16 protein-coding genes are annotated in these 22,001 nt (G+C 61.3%); all 16 read right to left on the bottom strand.

Annotation, left to right across the window (positions count from 1 at the left end; genetic code table 11):
- Positions 1-16 precede the first annotated feature (16 nt).
- On the bottom strand, positions 17-1,087 hold the full coding sequence (locus ACYZUM_RS04355; RefSeq protein ID WP_108182030.1) for a class I SAM-dependent methyltransferase: 1,071 nt from the start codon (positions 1,085-1,087) through the stop codon (positions 17-19).
- Positions 1,084-1,935 carry an NAD-dependent epimerase/dehydratase family protein gene (locus ACYZUM_RS04350; protein ID WP_108182029.1) on the bottom strand — a complete coding sequence of 284 codons (852 nt, stop codon included), beginning with the start codon at positions 1,933-1,935 and terminating at the stop codon, positions 1,084-1,086. The genes ACYZUM_RS04355 and ACYZUM_RS04350 overlap by 4 nt, the downstream gene beginning before the upstream one ends.
- Positions 1,932-3,158 carry a class I SAM-dependent methyltransferase gene (locus tag ACYZUM_RS04345; RefSeq protein ID WP_108182028.1) on the bottom strand — a complete coding sequence of 409 codons (1,227 nt, stop codon included), beginning with the start codon at positions 3,156-3,158 and terminating at the stop codon, positions 1,932-1,934. The genes ACYZUM_RS04350 and ACYZUM_RS04345 overlap by 4 nt, the downstream gene beginning before the upstream one ends.
- Positions 3,155-3,715, bottom strand: a complete 561-nt coding sequence (locus ACYZUM_RS04340; protein WP_108182027.1) for a dTDP-4-dehydrorhamnose 3,5-epimerase family protein — start codon at positions 3,713-3,715, stop codon at positions 3,155-3,157. The genes ACYZUM_RS04345 and ACYZUM_RS04340 overlap by 4 nt, the downstream gene beginning before the upstream one ends.
- Positions 3,712-4,794, bottom strand: a complete 1,083-nt coding sequence (rfbG, locus tag ACYZUM_RS04335) for a CDP-glucose 4,6-dehydratase (RefSeq protein ID WP_108182026.1) — start codon at positions 4,792-4,794, stop codon at positions 3,712-3,714. The genes ACYZUM_RS04340 and rfbG overlap by 4 nt, the downstream gene beginning before the upstream one ends.
- Positions 4,776-5,549 (bottom strand): glucose-1-phosphate cytidylyltransferase, encoded by a 774-nt coding sequence (gene rfbF / locus ACYZUM_RS04330; RefSeq protein ID WP_108182025.1) that lies wholly within the window; start codon positions 5,547-5,549, stop codon positions 4,776-4,778. The genes rfbG and rfbF overlap by 19 nt, the downstream gene beginning before the upstream one ends.
- Positions 5,550-5,804: 255 nt before the next feature.
- The gene (locus ACYZUM_RS04325; RefSeq protein WP_108182024.1) at positions 5,805-7,811 is read right to left on the bottom strand and encodes a calcium-binding protein; all 2,007 of its coding nucleotides are present in this window, start codon (positions 7,809-7,811) and stop codon (positions 5,805-5,807) included.
- Positions 7,812-8,031: 220 nt separating this feature from the next.
- Positions 8,032-11,625, bottom strand: a complete 3,594-nt coding sequence (locus ACYZUM_RS04320; protein ID WP_108182023.1) for a glycosyltransferase — start codon at positions 11,623-11,625, stop codon at positions 8,032-8,034.
- Between the two features lie 109 nt (positions 11,626-11,734).
- Positions 11,735-13,306 (bottom strand): flagellar hook-associated protein 3, encoded by a 1,572-nt coding sequence (locus ACYZUM_RS04315; protein WP_473061297.1) that lies wholly within the window; start codon positions 13,304-13,306, stop codon positions 11,735-11,737.
- 13 nt (positions 13,307-13,319) lie between these two features.
- The gene (gene flgK / locus ACYZUM_RS04310) at positions 13,320-15,365 is read right to left on the bottom strand and encodes a flagellar hook-associated protein FlgK (protein ID WP_041073045.1); all 2,046 of its coding nucleotides are present in this window, start codon (positions 15,363-15,365) and stop codon (positions 13,320-13,322) included.
- Between the two features lie 21 nt (positions 15,366-15,386).
- Positions 15,387-16,673 (bottom strand): flagellar assembly peptidoglycan hydrolase FlgJ, encoded by a 1,287-nt coding sequence (flgJ, locus tag ACYZUM_RS04305; protein WP_108182021.1) that lies wholly within the window; start codon positions 16,671-16,673, stop codon positions 15,387-15,389.
- An 11-nt stretch (positions 16,674-16,684) separates the two neighbouring features.
- Positions 16,685-17,773 (bottom strand): flagellar basal body P-ring protein FlgI, encoded by a 1,089-nt coding sequence (locus ACYZUM_RS04300; RefSeq protein ID WP_161794916.1) that lies wholly within the window; start codon positions 17,771-17,773, stop codon positions 16,685-16,687.
- A gap of 27 nt (positions 17,774-17,800) precedes the next feature.
- A complete protein-coding gene (gene flgH, locus ACYZUM_RS04295) occupies positions 17,801-18,496 on the bottom strand; it encodes a flagellar basal body L-ring protein FlgH (protein WP_007965503.1) in 696 nt (231 codons plus the stop codon).
- A 51-nt stretch (positions 18,497-18,547) separates the two neighbouring features.
- Positions 18,548-19,333 (bottom strand): flagellar basal-body rod protein FlgG, encoded by a 786-nt coding sequence (gene flgG / locus ACYZUM_RS04290; protein ID WP_003222804.1) that lies wholly within the window; start codon positions 19,331-19,333, stop codon positions 18,548-18,550.
- Between the two features lie 45 nt (positions 19,334-19,378).
- Complete coding sequence (locus ACYZUM_RS04285; RefSeq protein ID WP_007965507.1) at positions 19,379-20,119, bottom strand: flagellar basal body rod protein FlgF; 741 nt, start codon at positions 20,117-20,119, stop codon at positions 19,379-19,381.
- Positions 20,120-20,390: 271 nt separating this feature from the next.
- Positions 20,391-21,953 carry a sigma-54-dependent transcriptional regulator gene (locus ACYZUM_RS04280; protein WP_108182020.1) on the bottom strand — a complete coding sequence of 521 codons (1,563 nt, stop codon included), beginning with the start codon at positions 21,951-21,953 and terminating at the stop codon, positions 20,391-20,393.
- Positions 21,954-22,001: the final 48 nt, after the last annotated feature.

The raw sequence follows: 22,001 nt of genomic DNA, 5'->3' as shown, positions 1-22,001 counted from the left end.
TTCAAAATCTCAAGGGTCACTGGAACGAAGCGCTGTCAACGGCGTGATAGACGTAACGTCCACCGGTCATCCGCTTGATTTCTTCGAGGTAATTGGAGTTCATCACAAACAGGTTGGCGCCTTCGGGCAAGGCATCCATGGCCTCTTGCGGCGAGGACACCCGCGCGCCGCTCAGTGGCAGATAACGTCCCTGCTTGGCGGGGTTGATATCCACCACGCGATCCACCGCGACACCCGCGCGCTGCAGGAACAGCGAATAGATCACGCCTTTGGACGACGCGCCCCAGATCGCCGAACCCTGTTCAGGTGCGGACTGGATGATCTGCACTGCACGCTCAAGGCTCGCCGTGAAACCGTCCGGCAGCGTCAGGCGTGGCACCGGTTGATCCGGGGTCAGGCGCAACGTCGACAGGTCGGCGACGATGTACAGGTACTGGCCGCCAAACAGGTGGCCGGCCTCGTGCACGGTGCCGAACATCCGGCGCAGGTCATCGAGGCGGAAATAATTGACGTGCTCGTAGAACAAGTCGAACCAGGCCTTGTGCTCGAGAATCCAGTCGAAGCACGGCACTTCGATGTAGATCTGCCCGCCCTGATTGGCTTCGGCGATCACCGCCAGAAAGCTGACCGGGTCTTCGATGTGTTCCAGCACATGGCGCAGGACAATGGCGTCAGCTGCCAGGCCTAGACCTCGGGTGAACGGCGCCTTGATCACGTCGGCGTTTTCGCCTTCGTAGGCCGGATCGATCCCGGTGATCGAATAACCGAGGCCCTTGAGCAACTCAAGAAAGTAGCCCTTGCCGCAGCCGACCTCGATCAGCTCCTGGCCCTTGAAGTGTTTGGCGATGATGCCTTCGACGTCGCTCAGGTGCTTCTGGAACTGGCCCGAATGGGCCTGTTCGTTCTGATAGTCGGCGTCATAGCTGAGCTTGTCGGCATCGAACGCGGCGTTGAAGATCAGGCCGCTGCGCTCATCCTGCACCAGCAGCATGTCGGCGCTGGCCGACGCCTTTGCCGATTCAGGGTCGGCAAAGGTGCGGTTCTGCAACACCGGCAGGTCGGTGACCCGATACAACTCGTGCCTCATTGCGGTTCTCCCAGTAGCTGTTGCAAACGCTCGGTCACGGCCCAGAACGCCATCGGTTCATGGGTCGGATAGGGGTAATGGCCGAGGTTCAGATTCAGTGCCGCACCGCGCTCGCGCAGACGTTGTTCAACCAGTGCGCGCACCGATACCGGCTGGCCGCTGGCGCAATTGATCACGCCGTTGAAATCGCGCTGATGGACGATCGCGGCGAGGTAATCGGCGGCGCTGGCGATCGGCAAAAAGTCCCGCAGCTGCTCGCCGCCAGACATGTTGAATGACGCATCGCCGCTATCGATCGCCCGGTCCAGCGCCGCCAGCAGACTGTTGGGGTTCTGCCCTTCGCCATGCAGGTAGAACAGGCGCGCCCACTGCAAGGTGAACGGTTTTTCCTGCTGCAGATTTTGCAAAAACAGCTGCAGCGTGTGTTTGGCCAGACCATAAGGATTGCTCGGCTGCGGCTCGACACTTTCGCTGAGCGGGCCGCTTTGCATGCCGTACTCGAAGCAGGTGCCGGTTACCAGGACTTGCGGTACGCCCGCCTCGACCGCGCCTTTGATAAAGCGGTAGTCGGCCATCAGGTTGTGCTCGAAATGGAACAGCGCCCGATAGTTCGGCAACCCCGGCCAGGCCAAGTGCGCCAGCACGTCGATACCGTCGGTGAGCGCCGCAATGTCGAGATCCGACGCGTGAATATCCGCCGCGACGAATTCGACGTCGTTGATCCACTGCATGCTCGCCGCGGTCTCGACATTACGCGCCACCGCCCGTACCGCGCAGCCGCGCGCCAGCAACGCCGCGACCAGATGCCGACCGACGAAGCCCGTGGCCCCGGTGACCAGGACTTTCACAGGACTTTCATCTCAGGCACGGCGATCACGAAGCGCCCGTCCCACTGACGCACTTGCCCCAGTTGCTGACTGACTTCGTGCAGCAGGTTCCACGGCAACACCAGCACGTAGTCCGGTTGTTCGATGTCGATCTGCGCCGGCGCGACAATCGGAATACGACTGCCCGGCAAAAACTTGCCCTGCTTGTGCGGGTTGGCATCGGCCACCCACGCCAGCAGATCCGGTTTGATCCCGGCGTAGTTGAGCAAGGTGTTGCCCTTGGCCGCCGCGCCGTAACCGACCACACGCTTGCCCTCGACCTTGGCCTGCAACAGGAAGCGCAGCAGTTCATGCTTGATGCGTTCGGCAGCCGGCGCGAGGGTCGCGTAGTACTCAGGGGTTTTCACCCCGGCAGCGAGCTCAGCCTGCAACTGTTGCTGCACCGCTGGCTGCACCGCACGACGCTCACCGTCCTGGCGCTGCACGAACACCCGCAGCGAACCGCCATGGGTGCTCAACTGACTGACGTCGAACACTTCCAGACCATTGCGCTCGCACAAAGTCTGCACGGCGGTCAGCGACAGGTACGAATAGTGTTCGTGGTACAGCGTGTCGAACTGCGCGCCGGCCATCAGCGTCAGCAGTTGCGGAAATTCGAAGGTAGCGACGCCGGTCGGCTTGAGCAGCGTGGCGAAACCACCGAGGAAATCATTGATGTCCGGCACATGCGCGAGCACATTGTTGGCGGCCATCAGGTCGGCGCCCCAACCTTCGCTGTGCAGTTGCGCAGCGCTGTCGCAACCGAAGAACACTTCACGAATCTCTAGGCCCTTTTCCCGCGCCGCTTGCGCGGTGCTGCGGGTCGGCTCGACACCCAGACACGGAATGCCGCGAGCGGCGACGTACTGCAGCAGGTAACCGTCGTTGGCTGCGACTTCGACCACACGGCTGTCGGCGCTCAGGTCAAAGCGCTCGACCATCTCGGCGACATAGCGCTCGGCGTGGGCCAGCCAGGTGCTGGAGAACGAACTGAAATAGGCGTACTCGGCGTCGAACAGGCTGTCGGCGCGGGTGTAATCCTCGGTCTGCACCAGCCAGCATTGCTGGCACACGGCGACCTTGAGCGGCACCCATTGCTCGGCCTGTTCCAGGCGCTCGGCGTGCACGTAGGCGTTGGACGGTGGCGAGGTGCCGAGGTCGATCAGCGGCAGGCTCAGCGGTGCGGCGCACCCACGGCAGTTCATAGACGCACTCCGGCAAAGTGTTGATCGAGCGCGGGATGGCTAGAATCCCGCGCTGACAAATTATTGACAGGCAACGGCCAGGCAATCGCCAGCCGTGGATCGTTCACCGACAAGCCGCCCTCGTGCTCCGGCGCATAGTCGGCGCTGTGCAGGTAAAGCAGTTCGGCGTCTTCGGTCAGGGTCTGAAAACCGTGAGCAAACCCGGCCGGAATCAACAGGCTGCGACCGTCGCCAGCCTTGAGGTGCTCGGCGTGCCAGTGCAGAAAGGTCTCGGAATCCGGACGCAGATCCACCGCCACGTCCCACACTTCACCGCGCAGGCAGGTGATCAGCTTGGCTTCCGGAGCGTTGGCGTTCTGGTAATGCAGACCGCGCACGCTGCCCTTTTCACGGGTGCAGGAATGGTTGATCTGGCGGATATGAAATTCGCGGCCGAACGCGCTCAGGCTGCCCTCGCAGAACAGCCTAGCGAAGTGCCCGCGCTGATCTTCGAAGCGCTTGTGCTGGACGTTGAACAGCCCCGCCAGCGGCAGCTGTTTCAAGGAAAACTCGCTCACAGCGCGCCTCGGTACAGGTTCAGTTGGCCGAGAGTGACGTTGCGCATGTCATCGCCGTTCTGCCACGCCAGATGCCAGTCGAGGGTCTGGGTCAGGCATTGCTGCAAGGTCCAGCGTGGCTGCCAGCCCAGCACCTGACGGGCGCGACTGCTGTCCAGACGCAACAGACCGGCCTCGTGCAGTTCGCTTTTTTCGATGCGCAAACCGCGTGCCTGTGGCCAGCGGTTGGCAAGCAGTTCGACCACTTCGCCGACGCTGCACATGTCGGCCTCGCCAGGGCCGAAGTTCCACGCCCCGGCGTATTCCGGGCCTTGCTCGTAGAGGCCGGCAGCCAGTTGCAGGTAACCGGCCAGCGGTTCCAGCGCGTGCTGCCACGGGCGCACGGCTTGCGGGTAACGCAGGGTCACCGGCTCGTCTGCGGTCCAGGCCTTGAGCACGTCGGGAATCAGCCGTTCAGGGGCAAAATCGCCGCCACCCAGGACGTTGCCGGCGCGCGCGGTGGCCAGGGCCAGACCGTGTTCAGCGTACTTGTCGGCCGGGAAAAACGACGCGGCGTAAGACTGTGCCAACAGTTCACAGCAAGCCTTGCTGCTGCTGTAAGGATCGTGACCGCCGAGGGCTTCGTCTTCGCGGTACGGCCACAGCCATTCCTTGTTGGCGTAGACCTTGTCGGTGGTCACCAGCACGCAGGCGCGCACGCAACCGACTTGGCGGATCGCTTCGAGCAGGTTCAGCGTGCCCATGACGTTGCTGGAATAAGTACCCAGCGGGTCGCGATAACCTTCACGCACCAGTGGCTGCGCAGCCAGATGCAAGACGATCTCCGGCTCGGTGTCGGCGATGATCTCCAGCAACGCGCCGAGATCACGCAGATCGCCACGTTGATCGTTGATCCCTTCGTGAACCCGCGCCAGTTCATACAGGCTCGGTTCGGTCGACGGATCCAGCGAAAAACCGCTGACGTGCGCGCCGAGGCTTTGCAGCCACAGGGTCAGCCAGCTGCCTTTGAAACCGGTGTGGCCGGTAATCAGTACGCGTTTGCCGCGCCAGAAATCCGCACTCAGGCCCATTGCTTCCATGGGGCCTCCCCGCTCTGCCACAGCGCTTCGAGGTGGTTCTTGTCGCGCAGGGTGTCCATCGGATGCCAGAAGCCTTCGTGTTCGAAGGCGTTCAACTGTTCTTCCTGAGCCAGACGCGCCAGCGGCTCGGCTTCCCAAGTGGTTTCATCGCCAGCGATATAGGACAGGACTTTGGGTGACAGCACGAAGAAGCCGCCGTTGATCCAGCCACCGTCGCCGCGCGGTTTCTCGGTGAAACCCAGCACCTGATCGCCTTGCCGCTCGAGGGCGCCGTAACGTCCCGGCGGCTGCACCGCGGTGACGGTGGCCAGGCGACCGTGGGCTTTGTGGTAATCGACGAGTTGAGCAATGTTGATGTCGGAAACGCCGTCGCCGTAGGTGAAGCAGAACGCCTCTTCATCCTTGAGGTAACGCCCGGCACGCAGCAGACGGCCACCGGTCATGGTTTCCTCGCCGGTGTCGATCAGGGTGACGCTCCACGGCTCGCTGTAGTTCTGGTGCACGTCCATGCGGTTATTGCGCATGTCGAACGTGACGTCGGAGGTGTGCAGGAAGTAGTTGGCGAAGAAGTCCTTGATCGCGTAGCCCTTGTAGCCCAGGCAAATCACGAAGTCGTGGATTCCGTGAGCGGAATACTGCTTCATGATGTGCCAGAGAATTGGCTTGCCGCCGATCTCGATCATGGGCTTGGGCTTGAGGTGCGACTCTTCACTGATGCGCGTGCCGAGGCCACCCGCCAAAATAACTGCCTTCATCGTCTCCCCTCTCGTTCGTCACCGGGCTGCGCATGGCTTGGTTGAGCGATGCGGGCCGTCTGGCTAACCCTTTTGCCGCCTGCGGCGCCGCTGCGATGACCGCGAGCGCTCGTTTTATGGCGATTTGAGGGGGACTTGCAGGAAACGCGCCAGCTCCGCGAGCGCTGCGTCGGCGGGAGTTCAAGGCATGAAAAAGGGATGAGTCCGTTGCCGGAATCATCCCCTTCATCAAGCCACTTCAATGAATCGGACGGATCAGCCAAACATCGCGAATCCATCGATCGTGGCCGGCAGGTCGTAGGACTGGCCGTCAGCGGTCTGCAGATGTTCGATGTTGTTGTACCCGGCGTACCAGCCTTGCAGCTTCACGCCGTTGTCGGGAACGCCGGCGCTGCCGTCGTTGGCACCATGCAGATAGGCGTCGTCACCGATGCGGGTGACGTTCAACTGGCTGATATTGGCGATGCTGTTCAGGATCAGGGTGTCATTGATATCCCAGCCCTCGTCCTGAATCGATACCAACCCAGTGGTGTTCACGATATAGGTATCGTCACCCATACCGCCCAATGCGATGCCGCCAGTGCCCGACTGCCCCGTGAGATTGAGGTTCAGCACGTCGTTGCCACTGCCACCTGACAACAGATAACTGTTGCCGGTGCCGGTGAGCACGTCAAAACCGTCATCACCAAAGGCACTGCCGTTGTGGACCGTGATGGTGTCACTGCCTTGTCCACCCTCCGCCACAGTGCCCAGGTCATTCGCAGCACTAACGATGACGTCATCGCCGTTGCCGCCGAACAATTTGTCAGCCTGCGCCGCGTCGCCGTCGAGACCGGACTTCAGCCCGCCATAGAGATGATCGTTGCCATCGTTGCCGTTCAGGGTATCGTCACCACTGCTGCCTTCCAGAATCGTATCTTCCCTGTTGGCACCCAGCTCATCGTTAAAATGGCTGCCACGCAAGCCTTCGACATCGTAATGCGTGTCACCGTCAGCCGTGCCGTTCTGGCCGATTCTCCACAGCGTGGCCAGCACACCCGTGTCGCTGTCCTCATAGCTGACGATGTCCGTTCCCGCGCCGCCCACGAAGACATCCCGTCCGGCGCCACCGTAGAACAGGTCATCGCCGCTGCCGCCGAAGATGTAGTTGTCGGAATCGTTGCCATAACCGGTGAAATCGGCTGTACCGGTGTAGGTCATTTGCTCGATGAACGGATCCATCTTCATGACCGACAGGCTGGTGTACAGCTCGTCAAACCCCATGCCTGAGTCTGTCTCGACGATGGTCACACCCTCGCTGTTGATCGTGTAGACGTCGCTGCCCCAGCCACCTTCGAAGGTCACGCCGCCCGAGTTGGCAGTGAAGTGATCGTCCAGGTTAGTCCCGATAACCTTTTCCACATTGATCAAGGTGTCGCCCTCGGCGTAGTCGCCGGAACCGAAGCCCTTGCCATCACGAAACTCGATGCTGACCGCGTCGTTGGAACGGCTGTAATCGACGGCGTCAAAGCCATCGGCACCGTCCATGACCATTGCGCTTGCGCCGGCGAAGATCACATCGTTGAAATTCGAACCCTGCACGGCCTCGATGCTCGAGTAGGTATCGCCGAATGCAATACCAGTGGCGCCCCAAATGCTCGAGAGCTCGATACTGACGCCTTCAAGGCTGTCGGTGTAGCTGACGGTATCGAATCCTTCACCGCCAATGAACTGATCGCCGCCGTCGCCACCCCACAGCCAGTCATTACCGGCGCCGGCAATGATCACGTTGTGCTCGGCATTGCCGTAGCCCTTGAAGTCGCCGGTTCCGGTGAAGGTCATTTTGTCGAGGAACGGGTCCATCTTCTGGATGTTAACGCTGGTGCGCAACTCGTCGTAGCCGCCGCGCTCGTCTTCGATGATCGTCACGCCCTCACTGCCGATGACGTAAACGTCATCCCCGCCACTGCCTTCCAGCGTGACGCCGGAAACCGAACTGGCAAGGGTGTCATCGAGGAAGCTGCCGACCACTTTTTCGATGGCAACCAGCGTGTCAATGGAACCATCTGCCTTCGTGACGCTGGCAAGCCCTTGGCGGATATCGACGCTGACGCCCGAAGACATGATTCGATAATCCACAAAATCAAAACCCTCGCCACCATCCAGCAGATCGGCTCCGGCAGTCCCCCAGATCTGATCATCCGATTCCAGTCCGAAGAGCTCGTCGTTGCCTTCACTGCCGCTCATGACATCGGCTTCACTCGTCCCATAAATCACTGCCATTTGCTTCTTCCTTGCATTGTTGTTGAATCCGGAAACCTGCCTCCCGGTAACAAGCCGATCACGCCAGCAGCAACCGTCCGAGGTCAGCGAATAGAGAAGTATCGACAGGAAAAGCGCTATGCTTGAGGCTCTGCGGTAAAAAAGTGTCGATACTGATACAAACAGGATATTTAAGACGCAAAAAAGGCGACTCGAAAGTCGCCTTTTTCAGCAGTGCCGGTCAATCCGCCAGCCAGCCGTTTTCCCAATAGCGCAGGTTGTCGCCCCGCAGTACGTAGTCGCGCAATACGATTTCTCGCAGTTCATCGCCCATGCGATAGCTCGCATCGGGATCGGCCAGGTGCATGCGGATCGCCTGCAGCCATTCATCGGTGCTGTTGGTCTTGACCCGGGTGCACGGCAGGTAGCCGCGATAGGCCTCGGTATCGGTGCAGATCACCGGGTAACCGCAGGCGCCGTACTCCAGCAGACGCAGGTTGCTCTTGCAGTCGTTGAAGATGTGGAATTCCAGTGGTGCCAGCGCCAGATCGAGATTCAGGCTTGCCAGTTTGGCCGGGTACACTTCCAACGGGATTACCCCGTGGAATTCATGCATGTACGGACGCAGATCATCCGGGCACATGCCGAAGAACACCCAGTCGACTTCATTGGCCAGCTCACGCACGACATCGGCAATCACCGCCAGGTCGCCGTGGTGACTGGTGCCACCGCCCCAGCCGACCCGTGGTTTTTTCGAAGTGCGGCGCTGGCTGCGCAAGTCAGTCCACAAGTTGCGCGCGAGCATGTTGGGGACGACGCGAATGTCGTGGTGCATGTCCGACAATGCATTGGCCAGTGGCTGGGTCGATACCACCACCCGATCACACAGACTGATCGCACTGCGTACCATCCGCTCCATTTCCTGTTTATTGGGCATGTTGCGAATATGCGCATTGCGATGAGGAACGTCGATCACATAATCATCGAGTTCAAAAATGCGCCGGGCATGGCAGAACTTCTTCAGCGGCGGAATTTCATCGATGGCACTTTGCGAATAACGCCCTTGCAGAACAATCACGTCCGGGGACTGACGCTCGATATCAATGATCGACGGCAGGCCATAGCAAATCCGCCCTTCAGCGCGGTTGGCCGCTTCCAGTTCAATCAGCGGCTGGCTCATGCGGTAGTGACCGATGGCCGAGGCGTTGATCGGCACGGCAAGCACGTTCGGCAACTGCGCCCGGGAAAATGCACTCCAGCCGGTACGCAGGCCCGGTTCCAGGCTGAAGCTCGTCGCACCGACACCCTGCAACGACAAATTGACGTTGAAGGCCGGATCACGGGCAATGCGCGGCAACCAGCGCTGGTAGAAGGTTTCCTGCTCCTGAAGCTGCAATTGCTCCTCTTCTGCCGTCGCCTGAACACTGGGGCGTGCGCCCAGTGCCAGCAAGGCATAAGGGGTCCACACCACCAGGTATCCTTCCTGACCGATCCTCAGGCACAGATCCACAACATTCAGCGCCTGTTTCAGCGCTTGCTCATCGAGACCGGCGACAGATTCATAAACCGCCTTGCGCACCATCAGGCAATCGCCACCGACAGCACTCAGGTCATGGACCGCTTGCAGCCGGAACATGTAACCATCCGACTGCAACGACTGACCATAGAACGGCAAACCCACTGCGCCTTGCAGACCAAGAATCAGACCCGCGTGCAGCACGCACCCATCAGGATTGAACAGCTTGGCGCCGACCACGCCGACTTCCGGACGCTGCGCATGATTGAGCAGTTCGTCGAGCCAGTCGGCCTGGGTGATTACCGCAAACGAATTGAGCAGCAGCACGTATTCACCACGCGCCTGCCCTACCGCAAAATTATGCAGCGCCGCTGCGTTGCCCTGCTGCGGGTAGTTCAGGACACGAATCCGCTCGCCGCCCAGCTCTGCCATACCGTCCAGCCAGGCCCGCGCTTCGGTGCTTTCGCTGCCGTTGTCGACCAGCAACAACTCGTACTCGGAGTAAGCGGTCTTCTCCAACAGCGTCTCGACGCAGCGCTGCAAGGCAGCCGTCTGGTCCTTGGTCACAATAATGATCGACACCAGCGGACGCCGGGCATGGCGATAGTCGACACGATTGAGCAACCCGGAACTGCCACGGCGGATTTCGTGGGCAATGCCCAGGCGCTGCAGATGGGCCTCGAGTACACGCGGATTCTGCTCGATGACCGCCGGAGCGGCGAGCCAGGCGGACAGATCGAAGGGCGATTGCACCAGAACTTCGGCGACATGCCCGACCACCTGCGTACCATCACTCTCGACCATGCGCCACAGCACGTCGTGGGGGGCCAGTTCGGCGAACGTCGCCGCGAATCCGCCCAGCGCCAGAAAGCGTTCGCGCTTGAACGCCAGCGCGCGCCCGACGTACGGGTAACTGCGCAGCAGGTCGAGGTTGAAATCCGGTTTGAACGCAGGCTCCGCCGATTCGCCGTTGCGCAGGCTGCCTTCATCGCTGTACAGACACGTCAGCGCCGCAGAATGGGCGATGCGCTCGGCCATGATCAACAACGCCGACACCACCGGACGATCGCCGGCCTGCAGCAGGTAGAACCAGTCGGCCCCTTCCAGTTGCGGTAACAATGCATTGATCTGCTCCAGTCCGTCGTCCTGCAACGGCATGCGGAACACCCAACCATCGAGCTCGGCCTCGGAACAGGCAGCGGACAGCACCAGAATCAGTTCCGGCAGATAATCCTGTGCGGCAAGCGCCTCCAGCGTGCGCTCGACGCCGTCGCGACTGCCGTCGCGATCGATGACGATCGGGACGATGCGCGGCTGATGCGACCAGCCAGCCAGGGTCTCCGGCAGCAACTTGCGCTGCCCCTCGGTGAGCACCCGGCACTCCAGCCATTGCGCGTAAAGCTCGGCAAAACTCCAACTGTCGATGCCGACACACCACTCCTGCCGACTCTGCTTGGTACCCAGGGTGCGGCTCAGAGGCAGCTCTTCCCAGACCCGGGGTGTCTCATCAGCCTTGGTCAGCGGGATGTAGCGAACCCAACCCGGCGCAGGCGCAGATTCGCCGCTGCGCGCCTTGAGCATTTGCAGAATCCACTCGCGCTCGACTTCAACCGCATCCTTCATCGACTGCTGGGCGCTCAGGCGCTCCGGGTACAGACGCTCGGCACTCAGCACATTGTTGGACACCGCCACATTGCCGCGCCGCATCAGACAGACGAACAGCGCGAAATCCAGGGTTGCCACAAAACAGTGGCCTTCCTGAGTCAACGCCGGCAGCAACTCGACAAGATCTTCCCGGCGGAACAGCGCATTGGTGAACCCACCCAGCACATTGACCGGAAATTTTTCAAAGATACCCAGCAGGTCGTCACCCTTGAACAAGCCACTGAGCGGAGACAGCGAAGTGTTTTCCAGACGTGCCGGAAGAATGATGTCGTCAGCGTCCCAGAACAGGCGCTGAGCCAGCACCAGCCGGACTTCCTCACGCACCATTTCCTGCGCTTGCTGTTCAACACAGGCGGCATAGAGATGGTCGTCGTCGCACAGAAATTTGACCAATTGGCCCTGCGCCTGTTCCAGGCAGGCCTGGAGATTGCCGACCATGCCCAGGGTGCGCGGATTGCGCACGTAACGCACGGCGACGCCGGACTGCTCGACTACCGCCGCAACGATGGCTTCAATCTCGCTGCCGCGACTGTCGTCGCAAACGATGATTTCGAGTTGGCCATAAGTCTGGCTCACCGCACTGTTCAACGTCCGCTCGAAGAAGCGCGGATTGAAGGCGGGAATGACCAGACTGACGAGAGGAAGTGAATTCACGGCGGGCTCACAGGCGGTACGAGCCCGCTCGGTAAAGCGAGCCCATGAAACCGCAAAAAAACATTAACTGAGGGACGAGACAAACGGGCACCGAGGCGCCCGTCCAACGTCAGATCTTGTTGAACAGACCCAACTGACTGATCTTGCTGAACGCCAGTTGCGAGGCTTGCAGCATGGTCTGTTGCAACGTCAGGCGGGTCATCACCTCGGCCGGATCCGAATCACGGATCGAACCCTGAGTCGTGGTGTTGGCCTGGATCAGGCTCTGGTTGGTGGTGTCCTGGTCATCCAGCGACTGACCGCGCGCACCGATCGACGTCACGGCGGCGCCAATCTGGTTGGAGGCGCTGTCGATGTTGCTCAACGCCGACTCCATGGCCCCCTGAAATTGCTGTTTGACCACCGGATCACCGTCGACCGGCAGATTCAGCGCCGTGACCATCTGGCCCAGGGTGTCGAGCACGTTCTGGGGCTGGTGGTTGTTGGACTGGATCGAGAACTGATCGCCCGCGCCCGGCGTACCGCCAATGGCGAAGGTCACACCGGCGGCCGTGGCGTTGCCGCCGACCATGGTGCCCGACGACACCGGCTTGCTGTCGGCGGTCACAGGGGCCGCGTACAGGTCGAAATCGGTGGCGCTGGTGAACTTCAGCACCGCGCCGCCGCCCGACGGGAAGGCCGCGCTGTACGCCGTCTGGTTGGTCACGCTGGAGCCGGTGATGACCGCCGTCGACGGGTTGCCCGGGCTGCGCGCGGTGGTAAACGAGTCAGGCGTGGCCGACAGCTGGAAGCTGTGACCGGCGATGACCGCATCCGGGTTGGTGTCGCCGGCCTTGAGGTTGATGTTCAACTTCATGTCGACGCCACGGAAGCTGACCGTCTGGTTGGCACCATTGCTGTTGCTGATCAGACCGTTCTGACTGGCCTCGGACGTCACGTCGTTGCCCAGGGCATCGGTGATTTTCAACTGCGTGCTGCTGATGAAATCCACGGTGTATGGCTGGCCCGCCGTGAACTTGGCGTTGTAGGTCGCCGCGGTACCAACCGTACCGTTGGACAGCACCACACGACCGTCATCCACCGCCGGAGCGGTCATGTTGGTCTGCGTACGGCTGGTGTTGATGGTCTGCTGGAACGCATCCCAACCGGTGGTGTTGGTCGCGACCGACATGCCGTCGCCAATGCCCAGGTTGATCTGGGTCTGGTCGCCGTTGTAGGTGTAGGTGCCGTCGACGTTTTGCGAGTACGGCGCGGTATCGGTCTTGGAACCGGAGAACAGATAGTTACCGTTGGCATCCTTGGAGTTCATCAGGCCCAGCACTTGTTGCTGGATCTGGCTCAGCTCTGCCGCATAGGCCTTGCGGTTGTCGTCGGTGGCGATGCCGTTGTTGGCCGCCAGGCCGATTTCCTTGGCGCGCTGCAAAGCCGTGGTAATGGAGTTCAGAGTGGACTCCTGCACGGTCAGCGCACTCTTGGTGGTGTCGATGTTGCCCTGATACTGGTCGAGCATCGCACTTTGCTGACCCAGCTTGAGCAGACGACCGGCGCCGATCGGATCGTCGGCAGCGGTGTTGATGCGCTGCAGGCTGCTCGCTTCGTTGGCGGTCGCGACCGTCTTGCTGTAGTTGCGCTGATATTGAGCAGCTTGCGTCGCGTAATACTGGGCGGTGGAAATGCGCATGAATTACGACTCCTTAAAGACTGTTGATCAGCGTGGCGAAAGTTTCCTGCGCAGCTTTGATGATCTGCGAAGACGCTGTGTAGTACTGCTGATACTTGACCAGGTTGCCGGTCTCTTCATCGAGGTTGACCTGGGACAGCGAATCACGCGCGCCCTTGGCCTGATCGAGGATCACCGAGGTGGCGTCATTGTCGGACTTGCTCTGTGCAGCCTTGGTACCGACGTTGGTCACCAGTTTGTTGTAAGCGTCGGTCAGGCTGATGCCTTTGCTGCCGCTGCCGGTGTCCACGGTCTGTTTGGTCTGCAGGCCAACCAGTGCCTGGGCGTTGCGGTTGTCCGAAGAGGCCGCGCCGGTCAGGTTGATGGTGAAGGTTTCGCCGGACTTCGGCGTCGCGCCCACGGTGGTCTGTACGGTGAAGGTCTTCTGCACGTTCGGCGTGACCGTGGTGTCCATCACCGGCGCGCCGGTGGAGTCGACCATACCGACCTTGAGGTTCAAGGTGTTGGCCTGCCCCGGCACGATGGTGCCCGAACCGATGGTGTTGCCCTTGGCGTCGACCATGTTGTACGACTGGCTGCCACTGGCGACCGCACCGAACACCAGCTTGACCGGCGTCGAATATTTGAGCGCATTTTGCAACTCGGTCTGCGACGCAGGGTTGTAGATGTCGATCGAGTCGGTCAGCGTCGGCTGGGTGTAGGTACCGGAATTGTTGGCACTGGCCACGCCGGTCAACGGCGCTGCCGCCGCGACTTTCTTCGGATCGGTCAATACGGTCTGAATCGAGCTCGCCGCGTTACGGGTCGGCGTCACCTTGAACGTGTCGCCCGCGCTCAGTGCCCCGCCGTTGAGGGCCAGGGTGAAGCCGTCGATCACTGGCGGTGGCGTGGTCGTGGTGCTGAACGAGCCCATGTCAGTGCCATCGGAGCGCTTGACCGAATAATTGGTGGCGCTGGTGAAGGTCACCTGGTAATCGCTGGTGGTCAGCTTGCCGGTGTCCTTGATGGTGACATCGAGGTTGCCCGAGCCGGCGCTATTGCCCGCCTGCGCGATGCTGCGCTGGCTGATCAGCGCGGCACTGTTGATGTTGTTGAAAATCGCTGCACCGAAGTCACCGTTCTTGTCGATGCCTTGGGCCTGCTGACTGTTAACTTGGTCGGCCACCACCAGCGCGACACGGCCCAACTCGTTGAGCGACGGATCGAGCACTTCTTTGCGGTAGGTCAGCAGACCACCGATTTCGCCGCCGCTCATGGCCGACGTGATGTCGATGACGCTTGAGCCACGGTCCATCTGAATGGCCATGCGCGTCGGATCATCCTTGCTCGGCACGGTGCTCAGGGTGTTGGTGGTGTTGCCGATCACCAGCGGCTGGCCGGTGCCGATGTACACATCAAAACTGGTGCCACGCTCGACGACCTGCGCACCGGTCAGCTCGGAGAGCTGGCGCACCGCTTCGTTACGGCTGTCGAGCAGATCGTTCGGCTGACCGCCGCTAGTGGAAATCTCGCCGATCTTCTGGTTGAGATTAGCAATCGAGGTGGCCAGTTTGTTCACTTGCGACGTCATGTCCGCAAGGTTGCCGTTGATCGTGGTGTTCTGATCGTTCAGCTGTTTGGCCAGGGCATTGAAACGGCTGGTCAGCGCCTGCGCGCCGGTCAGCACCGACTGACGGGAAGTGTCGTCCGTGGCAGAGGTCGCCACGCCCTGCATCGAGGTGAAGAATTTCTGCAGCACACCGGTCAGGCCGGTGTTGGTGTCGGACATCGAGGCATCCAGTGCAGTGGCCTGGGCACCGTACGCAGCCGCTTCGCTATTGAGCGAGGTGGCGGTATGCAGCTGGTTTTCGAGGTAAGAGTTGTAGACCCGGCGCACGTCGGCCAGGGTCGTCCCCGTCCCGATGAAGACGTTGCCGAACTGCTGCGAGGACTTGGTGCTCTGCACGGTTTGCTGGCGTGAATAACCGGCGGTGTCGACGTTGGCAATGTTGTTACCTGTGGTCGCGAGAGAGGAAGAACTCGCGGACAACCCCGACATCCCGATATTGAGCAAACTCATGATTCAAACCTTACCGTGTGTTTATAGAGGCGTCGTTGAAACGCCGGCCGCAGCGTAGTTTTCGAAACTGTTCATCTGCTTGGCAATCTGCGAAATCTTCGTCGCGTAGTTCGGGTCGGTCGCGTAACCGGCCTTTTGCAACTCGCGTACAAACTGTTCTGGGTTATCGGCCGACTTCACGACATCTTGATAGCGATTGTTGGTCTGCAGCAAAGTCACCAGATCGTGGAAACTGTCCTTGTACGAGGCATAGGAACGGAACTGCGCCGTCTCCTTGACCATCTGCCCGTTGCGGAACTCGCTGGTGATTGCCCGGGCCGAATCGCCGGTCCAGTTGCTGCTGGCCTTGATGCCGAACAGGTTGTGGCTGCTGCTGCCATCCTGGGCACGCATGACCGATTTGCCCCAGCCGGTTTCCAGTGCGGCCTGCGCCACCAGATAACGCGGATCGACGCCAATACGCGCGGCGGCTTCTTTGGCCATCGGCAACATGGTGTTGACGAATTCGTCAGCGGAGCTGAACGCGCGCTTGGCCGGCGCCAGCGGAATCTGCGCCATCGCCCGGCCGTAAATCTGCATCTGCCCGCCGGACGCCTTGGCGTCTTCGGCACGGGCCAGCCAGTCGCCGTTGTACAGCGGACCGGCGCCGGTGGTGGCCGTCGTTGCGGCACGTTGCGGCAAGGCATTGGCGGCGGTCGGCGTGGCGGAAGGCACCAGACCGGCGAGCAAACGATCGGCCAGTTTCGGCGGCAAGGCCAGACGACGTTTGTTGATCATGGCCATGTCATTGCTGTGCGAGGCTTCGGTCGCGGCGACACGCCCGGAACGCGACGCCCACAGCGGACGCTCGCCATTGAGCCGCGATAACGGCCCGTGGGTGGCGGTCGTGCCGGCGGCAATCGGCGTCTGCACCGCAGCCGCTTTCGCCGCCTCTTGCTTGGCGGCGGACGCGGCCGCCGCCTCGCCTGGCGCCAGCGGTTTGTTCCTCGACATCTGCTTCATCAGCACGTCGGCCAGACCGATCCCCCCGCCCTCACGGGACAGCGAGACCGCCAGTTGCTGGTCGTACATTTCCTGATATTGCTTGGCCGCCGGGGTGTTCATCGGGTTGTCTTTACCCAACGCCTCGGTGGCCGAACGCATCGACTTGAGCATTTCGCCAAGGAACAGCGATTCGAATTCCTGCGCCACCTTGCGCATGTTCGCATCGCTGTTCTTGTCGCCGACCTTGAGCTGGTTCAGACGATTGAGGTCGGAGTACGAACCCGAATCGCCCGTGCCCACCAGACTGCCTTTGCGCATATCCATGGTCGCCGTCCTCAGATCACGATCAGGTCGGCTTGCAACGCGCCGGCCTGCTTCAGAGCTTCGAGAATGGCCATCAGGTCACCCGGTGCCGCGCCCACCTGGTTCACCGCCCGCACGATCTCGTCGAGGGTGGTGCCCGGGCCGAACTTGAACATCGGTTTGGCTTCCTGCTGGGCATTGACCCGCGAGCGTGGCACCACGGCCGTCTGCCCATTGGACAACGGACCCGGCTGGCTGACGATCGGGTCTTCGGTGATGGTCACGGTCAGACTGCCGTGGGTCACGGCGGCCGGCGAGACTTTCACGTTCTGGCCGATGACGATGGTGCCGGTGCGCGAGTTGATGATGACTTTCGCCACCGCCTGCCCCGGGTCCACTTCAAGGTTTTCCAGAATCGACAGATAGTCGACGCGCTGGCTCGGATCGAGCGGTGCCGTCACACGAATCGAGCCACCGTCGATGGCTTGCGCCACGCCAGGGCCGAGCATGTCGTTGATCTTGTCGACGATGCGCTTGGCGGTGGTGAAGTCGGAGCGGTTGAGGTTCAGCGTCAGGCTGTTGCCCTGGTTGAAACCGCTCGGTACCGAACGCTCCACCGACGCACCGCCCGGAATACGACCGGCCGACGGAACGTTGACGGTGATCTTCGAACCGTCACGCCCTTCGGCATCGAAACCGCCGACCACCAGGTTGCCCTGAGCGATGGCGTAGACGTTGCCGTCGATACCTTTGAGCGGGGTCAGCAACAGGGTGCCGCCGCGCAGGCTCTTGGAGTTACCGATCGAAGACACGGTGATGTCGACCTGCTGACCCGGTTTGGCGAACGCTGGCAGATCGGCACTCACCGACACCGCCGCAACGTTTTTCAACTGCACGTTGCCCGATCCCGGCGGCACCTTGATGCCGAACTGCGAGAGCATGTTGTTGAAGGTCTGCAGGGTGAACGGGGTTTGCGTCGTCTGGTCGCCGGTGCCGTTAAGCCCGACCACCAGGCCGTAACCGATCAACTGGTTGGAACGCACACCGGAAATGCTGGCGATATCTTTCAGCCGCTCGGCGTGGGCACCAAAGGCAGCGGACAACAGGGCCGCCGCCAGCATGAGGCTCTTGAAATTCAAAGTCGCCACCTAGAAAGGGAACAGCGGGCTGAGGAAGAAACGGTCGAACCAGCCTGGCTGACTCGCATCGGCAAACGAACCGGTGCCCGAGTAGGTGATGCGCGCATCGGCGACGCGGGTCGACGACACGGTGTTGTCGGTGGCGATGTCATCGGCACGCACCAGACCTGCGATCCGCACCAGCTCGTCGCCGGTGTTGAGGGTCATCCACTTCTCGCCGCGCACGGCGATGATGCCGTTGGGCAGCACGTCGGCCACGGTCACGGTGATCGAGCCGGTCAGGGTGTTGCCCTGCGCGGCCTTGCTGTCGCCCTTGGTCGCACGGTCGCCGCTGTAGCCGACGTCGAGGCTCAGGTCATTGCCACCCAACGGGTTGTTGGTAGTGCCACTGCCGCCGAACAGCGAGGTCAGGCCGATGCCGGTCTTGCTGTTCTTGGCCACCTGGGAGTTGGCGTTCTTGCTCGCCTGAGTCTTCTCGTTCAGGGTGATGGTGATGATGTCACCAACCCGGAACGCCTTGCGGTCGCTGTACAGGTTCTGCTCGAAGCCGGCCTGATAGATCGAGCCGTTGTTGGCCGCCGCCGGCAATGGCGTGCGTGGCAACACCGGAGCGTAGTAAGGGTCATTGGGCTTGGGCGTCGGTGCGACGCAGCCCGCGAGCGAGACGACCCCACCCAATGCCAGAACAGATACGAAGCGTTTCATGACCCTACCTCACGGTGTTGCTGGCGGCCTCAGGCCGCCCCATAGACTTGATTACAGATTCTGCGTTACGAACGAGAGCATCTGGTCGGCAGTGGAGATCACCTTGGAGTTCATCTCGTAGGCGCGCTGAGTGGTGATCATGTTGACCATCTCTTCAACGGTGCTGACGTTGGAACCTTCCAGGGTGTTCTGCAGCGTGGTACCGAAACCGTTCAGGCCCGGGGTACCGATTTGCGGCGCGCCGGAAGCAGCGGTTTCCAGGAACAGGTTGTTACCCACCGCCTGCAGACCGGCCGGGTTGATGAAGTCGGCGGTTTGCAGGTTGCCGATCACTTGAGCGGCCGGGTTGCCTGGCACGGTGATCGAGACGGTGCCGTCGGTGCCGACAGTGAAGCTCTGCGCGTTGTTCGGGATGACGATGGCCGGCTCCAGGGCGAAACCGCTGGCGTTGACGATCTGGCCGTTGGAGTCGAGGTGGAAAGTACCGTCACGGGTGTAGGACGTGGTGCCGTCCGGCTGCAGGATCTGGAAGAAACCGCGACCGTCGATGGCCATGTCCAGCGGCTGCTCGGTGGTTTGCAGGCTGCCGGCGGTGAAGTTTTTCTGGGTACCGACGATGCGCACACCGGTACCCAGTTGCAGACCCGACGGCAGTTCGCTGTCCTGGGTCGACTGGGCGCCTGGCTGACGCTTGATCTGATACAGCAGGTCCTGGAACTCGGCACGGTCACGTTTGAAACCCGTGGTCGAGACGTTCGCCAGGTTGTTGGAAATGGTGGTCAGGTTGGTGTCCTGGGCGGACAGACCGGTTTTGGCAACCCATAGAGCCGGAAGCATTCGATTCTCCTCGTGCGCCTGTTTTACGGCGCGACGTTCTGATAATTAGCTGATCTGCAAGACCCGAGCCATGGCCTGGTCGTCGTCTTTGGCGGTGTTCATCATCTTGACGTGCAACTCGAACTGCTTGGCCAGGGCCAGCACCGAGGTCATTTCTTCCACGGCATTGACGTTGCTCGACTCAAGGAAACCCGACACCAGTTTGACGTTGGCATCGGCCGGCGCCGGCTGGCCGTCCTTGGTGTAGATCGAGCCGTCGAGGCCTTTGTTGAGGTTCTTGATGTCCGGGTTGACCAGTTTGATCCGGTCGACTTCCGCCATGACGCGCGGGCCTTCGCCCATCGCACGAATACTGATGGTGCCGTCTTCACCGACTTCGACCTGCTGCTCCGGCGGCACGGCGATCGGACCGCCGTTGCCCAATACCGGCATGCCGTTGCCGGCGCGCAATACGCCGAGGGCGTCGATATTGAGGCTGCCGGTGCGCACGTAGCTTTCGCCGCCGTTGGGGTTCTGCACGGCAATAAAACCGTTGCCGGTCACAGCCACGTCGAGGTCGCGGCCGGTCTGCACCAGCGAACCGGCGGTGAAGTCGGTGGCGGGCCGTTCGCTCATGGCAAACGCACGCGCCGGAAAGCTGTCACCGAACACCGGCATCGAACGCGCCTGCTCCAGGTCGCGCTGAAAACCATTGGTGGAGATGTTCGCCAGGTTGTTGGCATGGGCCTTTTGCGCCAGTGCGTTCTGACTGGCGCCGGTCATTGCCACATAAAGGTACTTGTCCACACTCTTTCCTCTGCATGCCGGACGTTTGCCGCCCACCGCTGTACTGCTGAGCCATAAGCAATTTGCAGACCAACTTTTTTCTGGCGGCTTGCGGCCCGGTAAACAAAGGACTTGCGGGGTTTTACGGGGCAATTGGAAATGTATCGAAGTCGAAAAACCGGCGGTGTTATGCCGCTTGGCGGCAAAGGATCAAAAGATCGCAGCCTTCGGCAGCTCCTACATTGAAATGCCTCCCCCTGTAGGAGCTGCGGCACGCTGCGATCTTTTGATCTCAAGCTTCAGAGTCTTTACCGACCTCATACTCACGCAACTTATTAGCGATGGTGGTATGCGAAACCCCCAGTCGCTTACCCAGTTGCCGACTGCTCGGGTGCTCGGAGTACAGCCGCTCCAGCACCGCTTTCTCGAAGCGTCCGACGATCTCGTCCAACCCGCCTTCCAGCGAGAAATCGCCAAGCGGCTGACGCACGCCGTAGTCCGGCAAGCGAATATGCTCGGCCTTGACCGTGCCGCCATCACACAGCGAGACCGCCTGAAACAGCACGTTCTCCAGCTGTCGCACGTTGCCCGGCCAGTGGTAGTGACTGAGACGCTCCATCGCCGCCGGCGCCAGTTTCGGCAGCGAGCAACCGATCTGCCGACTGGCCTGATCGAGGAAGTGTTCCACCAGCGGTGTCAAACCGTCGAGGCATTCGCGCAGCGGCGGGATGTGCAGCGACAGCACATTCAAGCGGTGATACAGATCCTGACGAAACTCGCCGCGCGCGCACAGCTCGGACAAGTCGACCTGAGTGGCGCAGATCACCCGCACATCCAGATACACCTCTTCATCACTGCCGACCCGGCGGAAGCAGCCGTCCTGCAGAAAGCGCAGCAGCTTCACCTGCAAGCGCGGGCTCATTTCGCCGACGCCATCAAGAAACAGCGTACCGCCCGCCGTCAGTTCCAGCAGACCGAGTTTGCCTTCGGCGCGCGCGCCTTCGAACGCGCCAGGGCCGTAGCCGAACAGTTCGGTCTCGGCCATCGACTCCGGCAGCCCCGCGCAGTTGAGCGCCATCAATGGCGACTGCCCGCGTGGACTGGCGAGGTGACAGGCCCGCGCCAACAATTCTTTGCCGGTGCCGGTTTCGCCTTCGATCAACAGCGGCGCATCCAGTGGCGCCATGCGCCGGGCCTCACGCACCACCGCCGCCATCACCTTCGAACTCTGGAAGATACTGTCAAAGCCACGCAGCTCCTGTTTGCGCACGTTATAGATGCGCTCGCCGACGCGGTCGGCGCGGTGCAGGGTCAGCACCGCACCGGCCATGGCTTCGCTGTCGTCGTGCTCCGATTGCAGTGGCGCGATGTCGGCGAGAAAGATGTCGCCCTTGACCTTGACGCGCATGCCGTTGATTCGCGATTTGTTGGCGCGTACCAGTTCCGGCAGGTCGAAATCCTCGGCGTAGCGCGACAGCGGAATCCCCGGCACCTCGTCCACGCGCACCCCAAGCAACTGCGCGGCCGCGCGGTTGGCGGCAACGATCGAGCCGCCCATGTCGATCGACAGCACCGGAAATTCCAGCGCGCCAAGCAACGCATTCAACTCCATGTGCCGACGCTCACTGGGCATCAACCCGACGCGCTTGACCCCAAACACCCCGGCAATCGCTTCGAACTTCGGCCGCAGCGCCTGGAACTGAATGTTGATCAGGTTCGGGCAGTGCAGGTAGATCGCATTGCCATGCTCGCCGCCGACCTCACCGCGCGCAACGTTAATCCCGTACTCGACCAAGAGATTGAGAATGTCACGCAGGATGCCGATGCGGTTTTGGCAGTGGACTTTGATACGCATATGAATGACCCGACAAACCAGCAATAAGGTTGAACACAGACCTGTGGG

It is taken from the genome of Pseudomonas sp. m6p (assembly GCF_055760375.1).
Note: the sequence above shows the minus strand (reverse complement) of the source record. Positions and strands in the feature narration are given on the sequence as shown.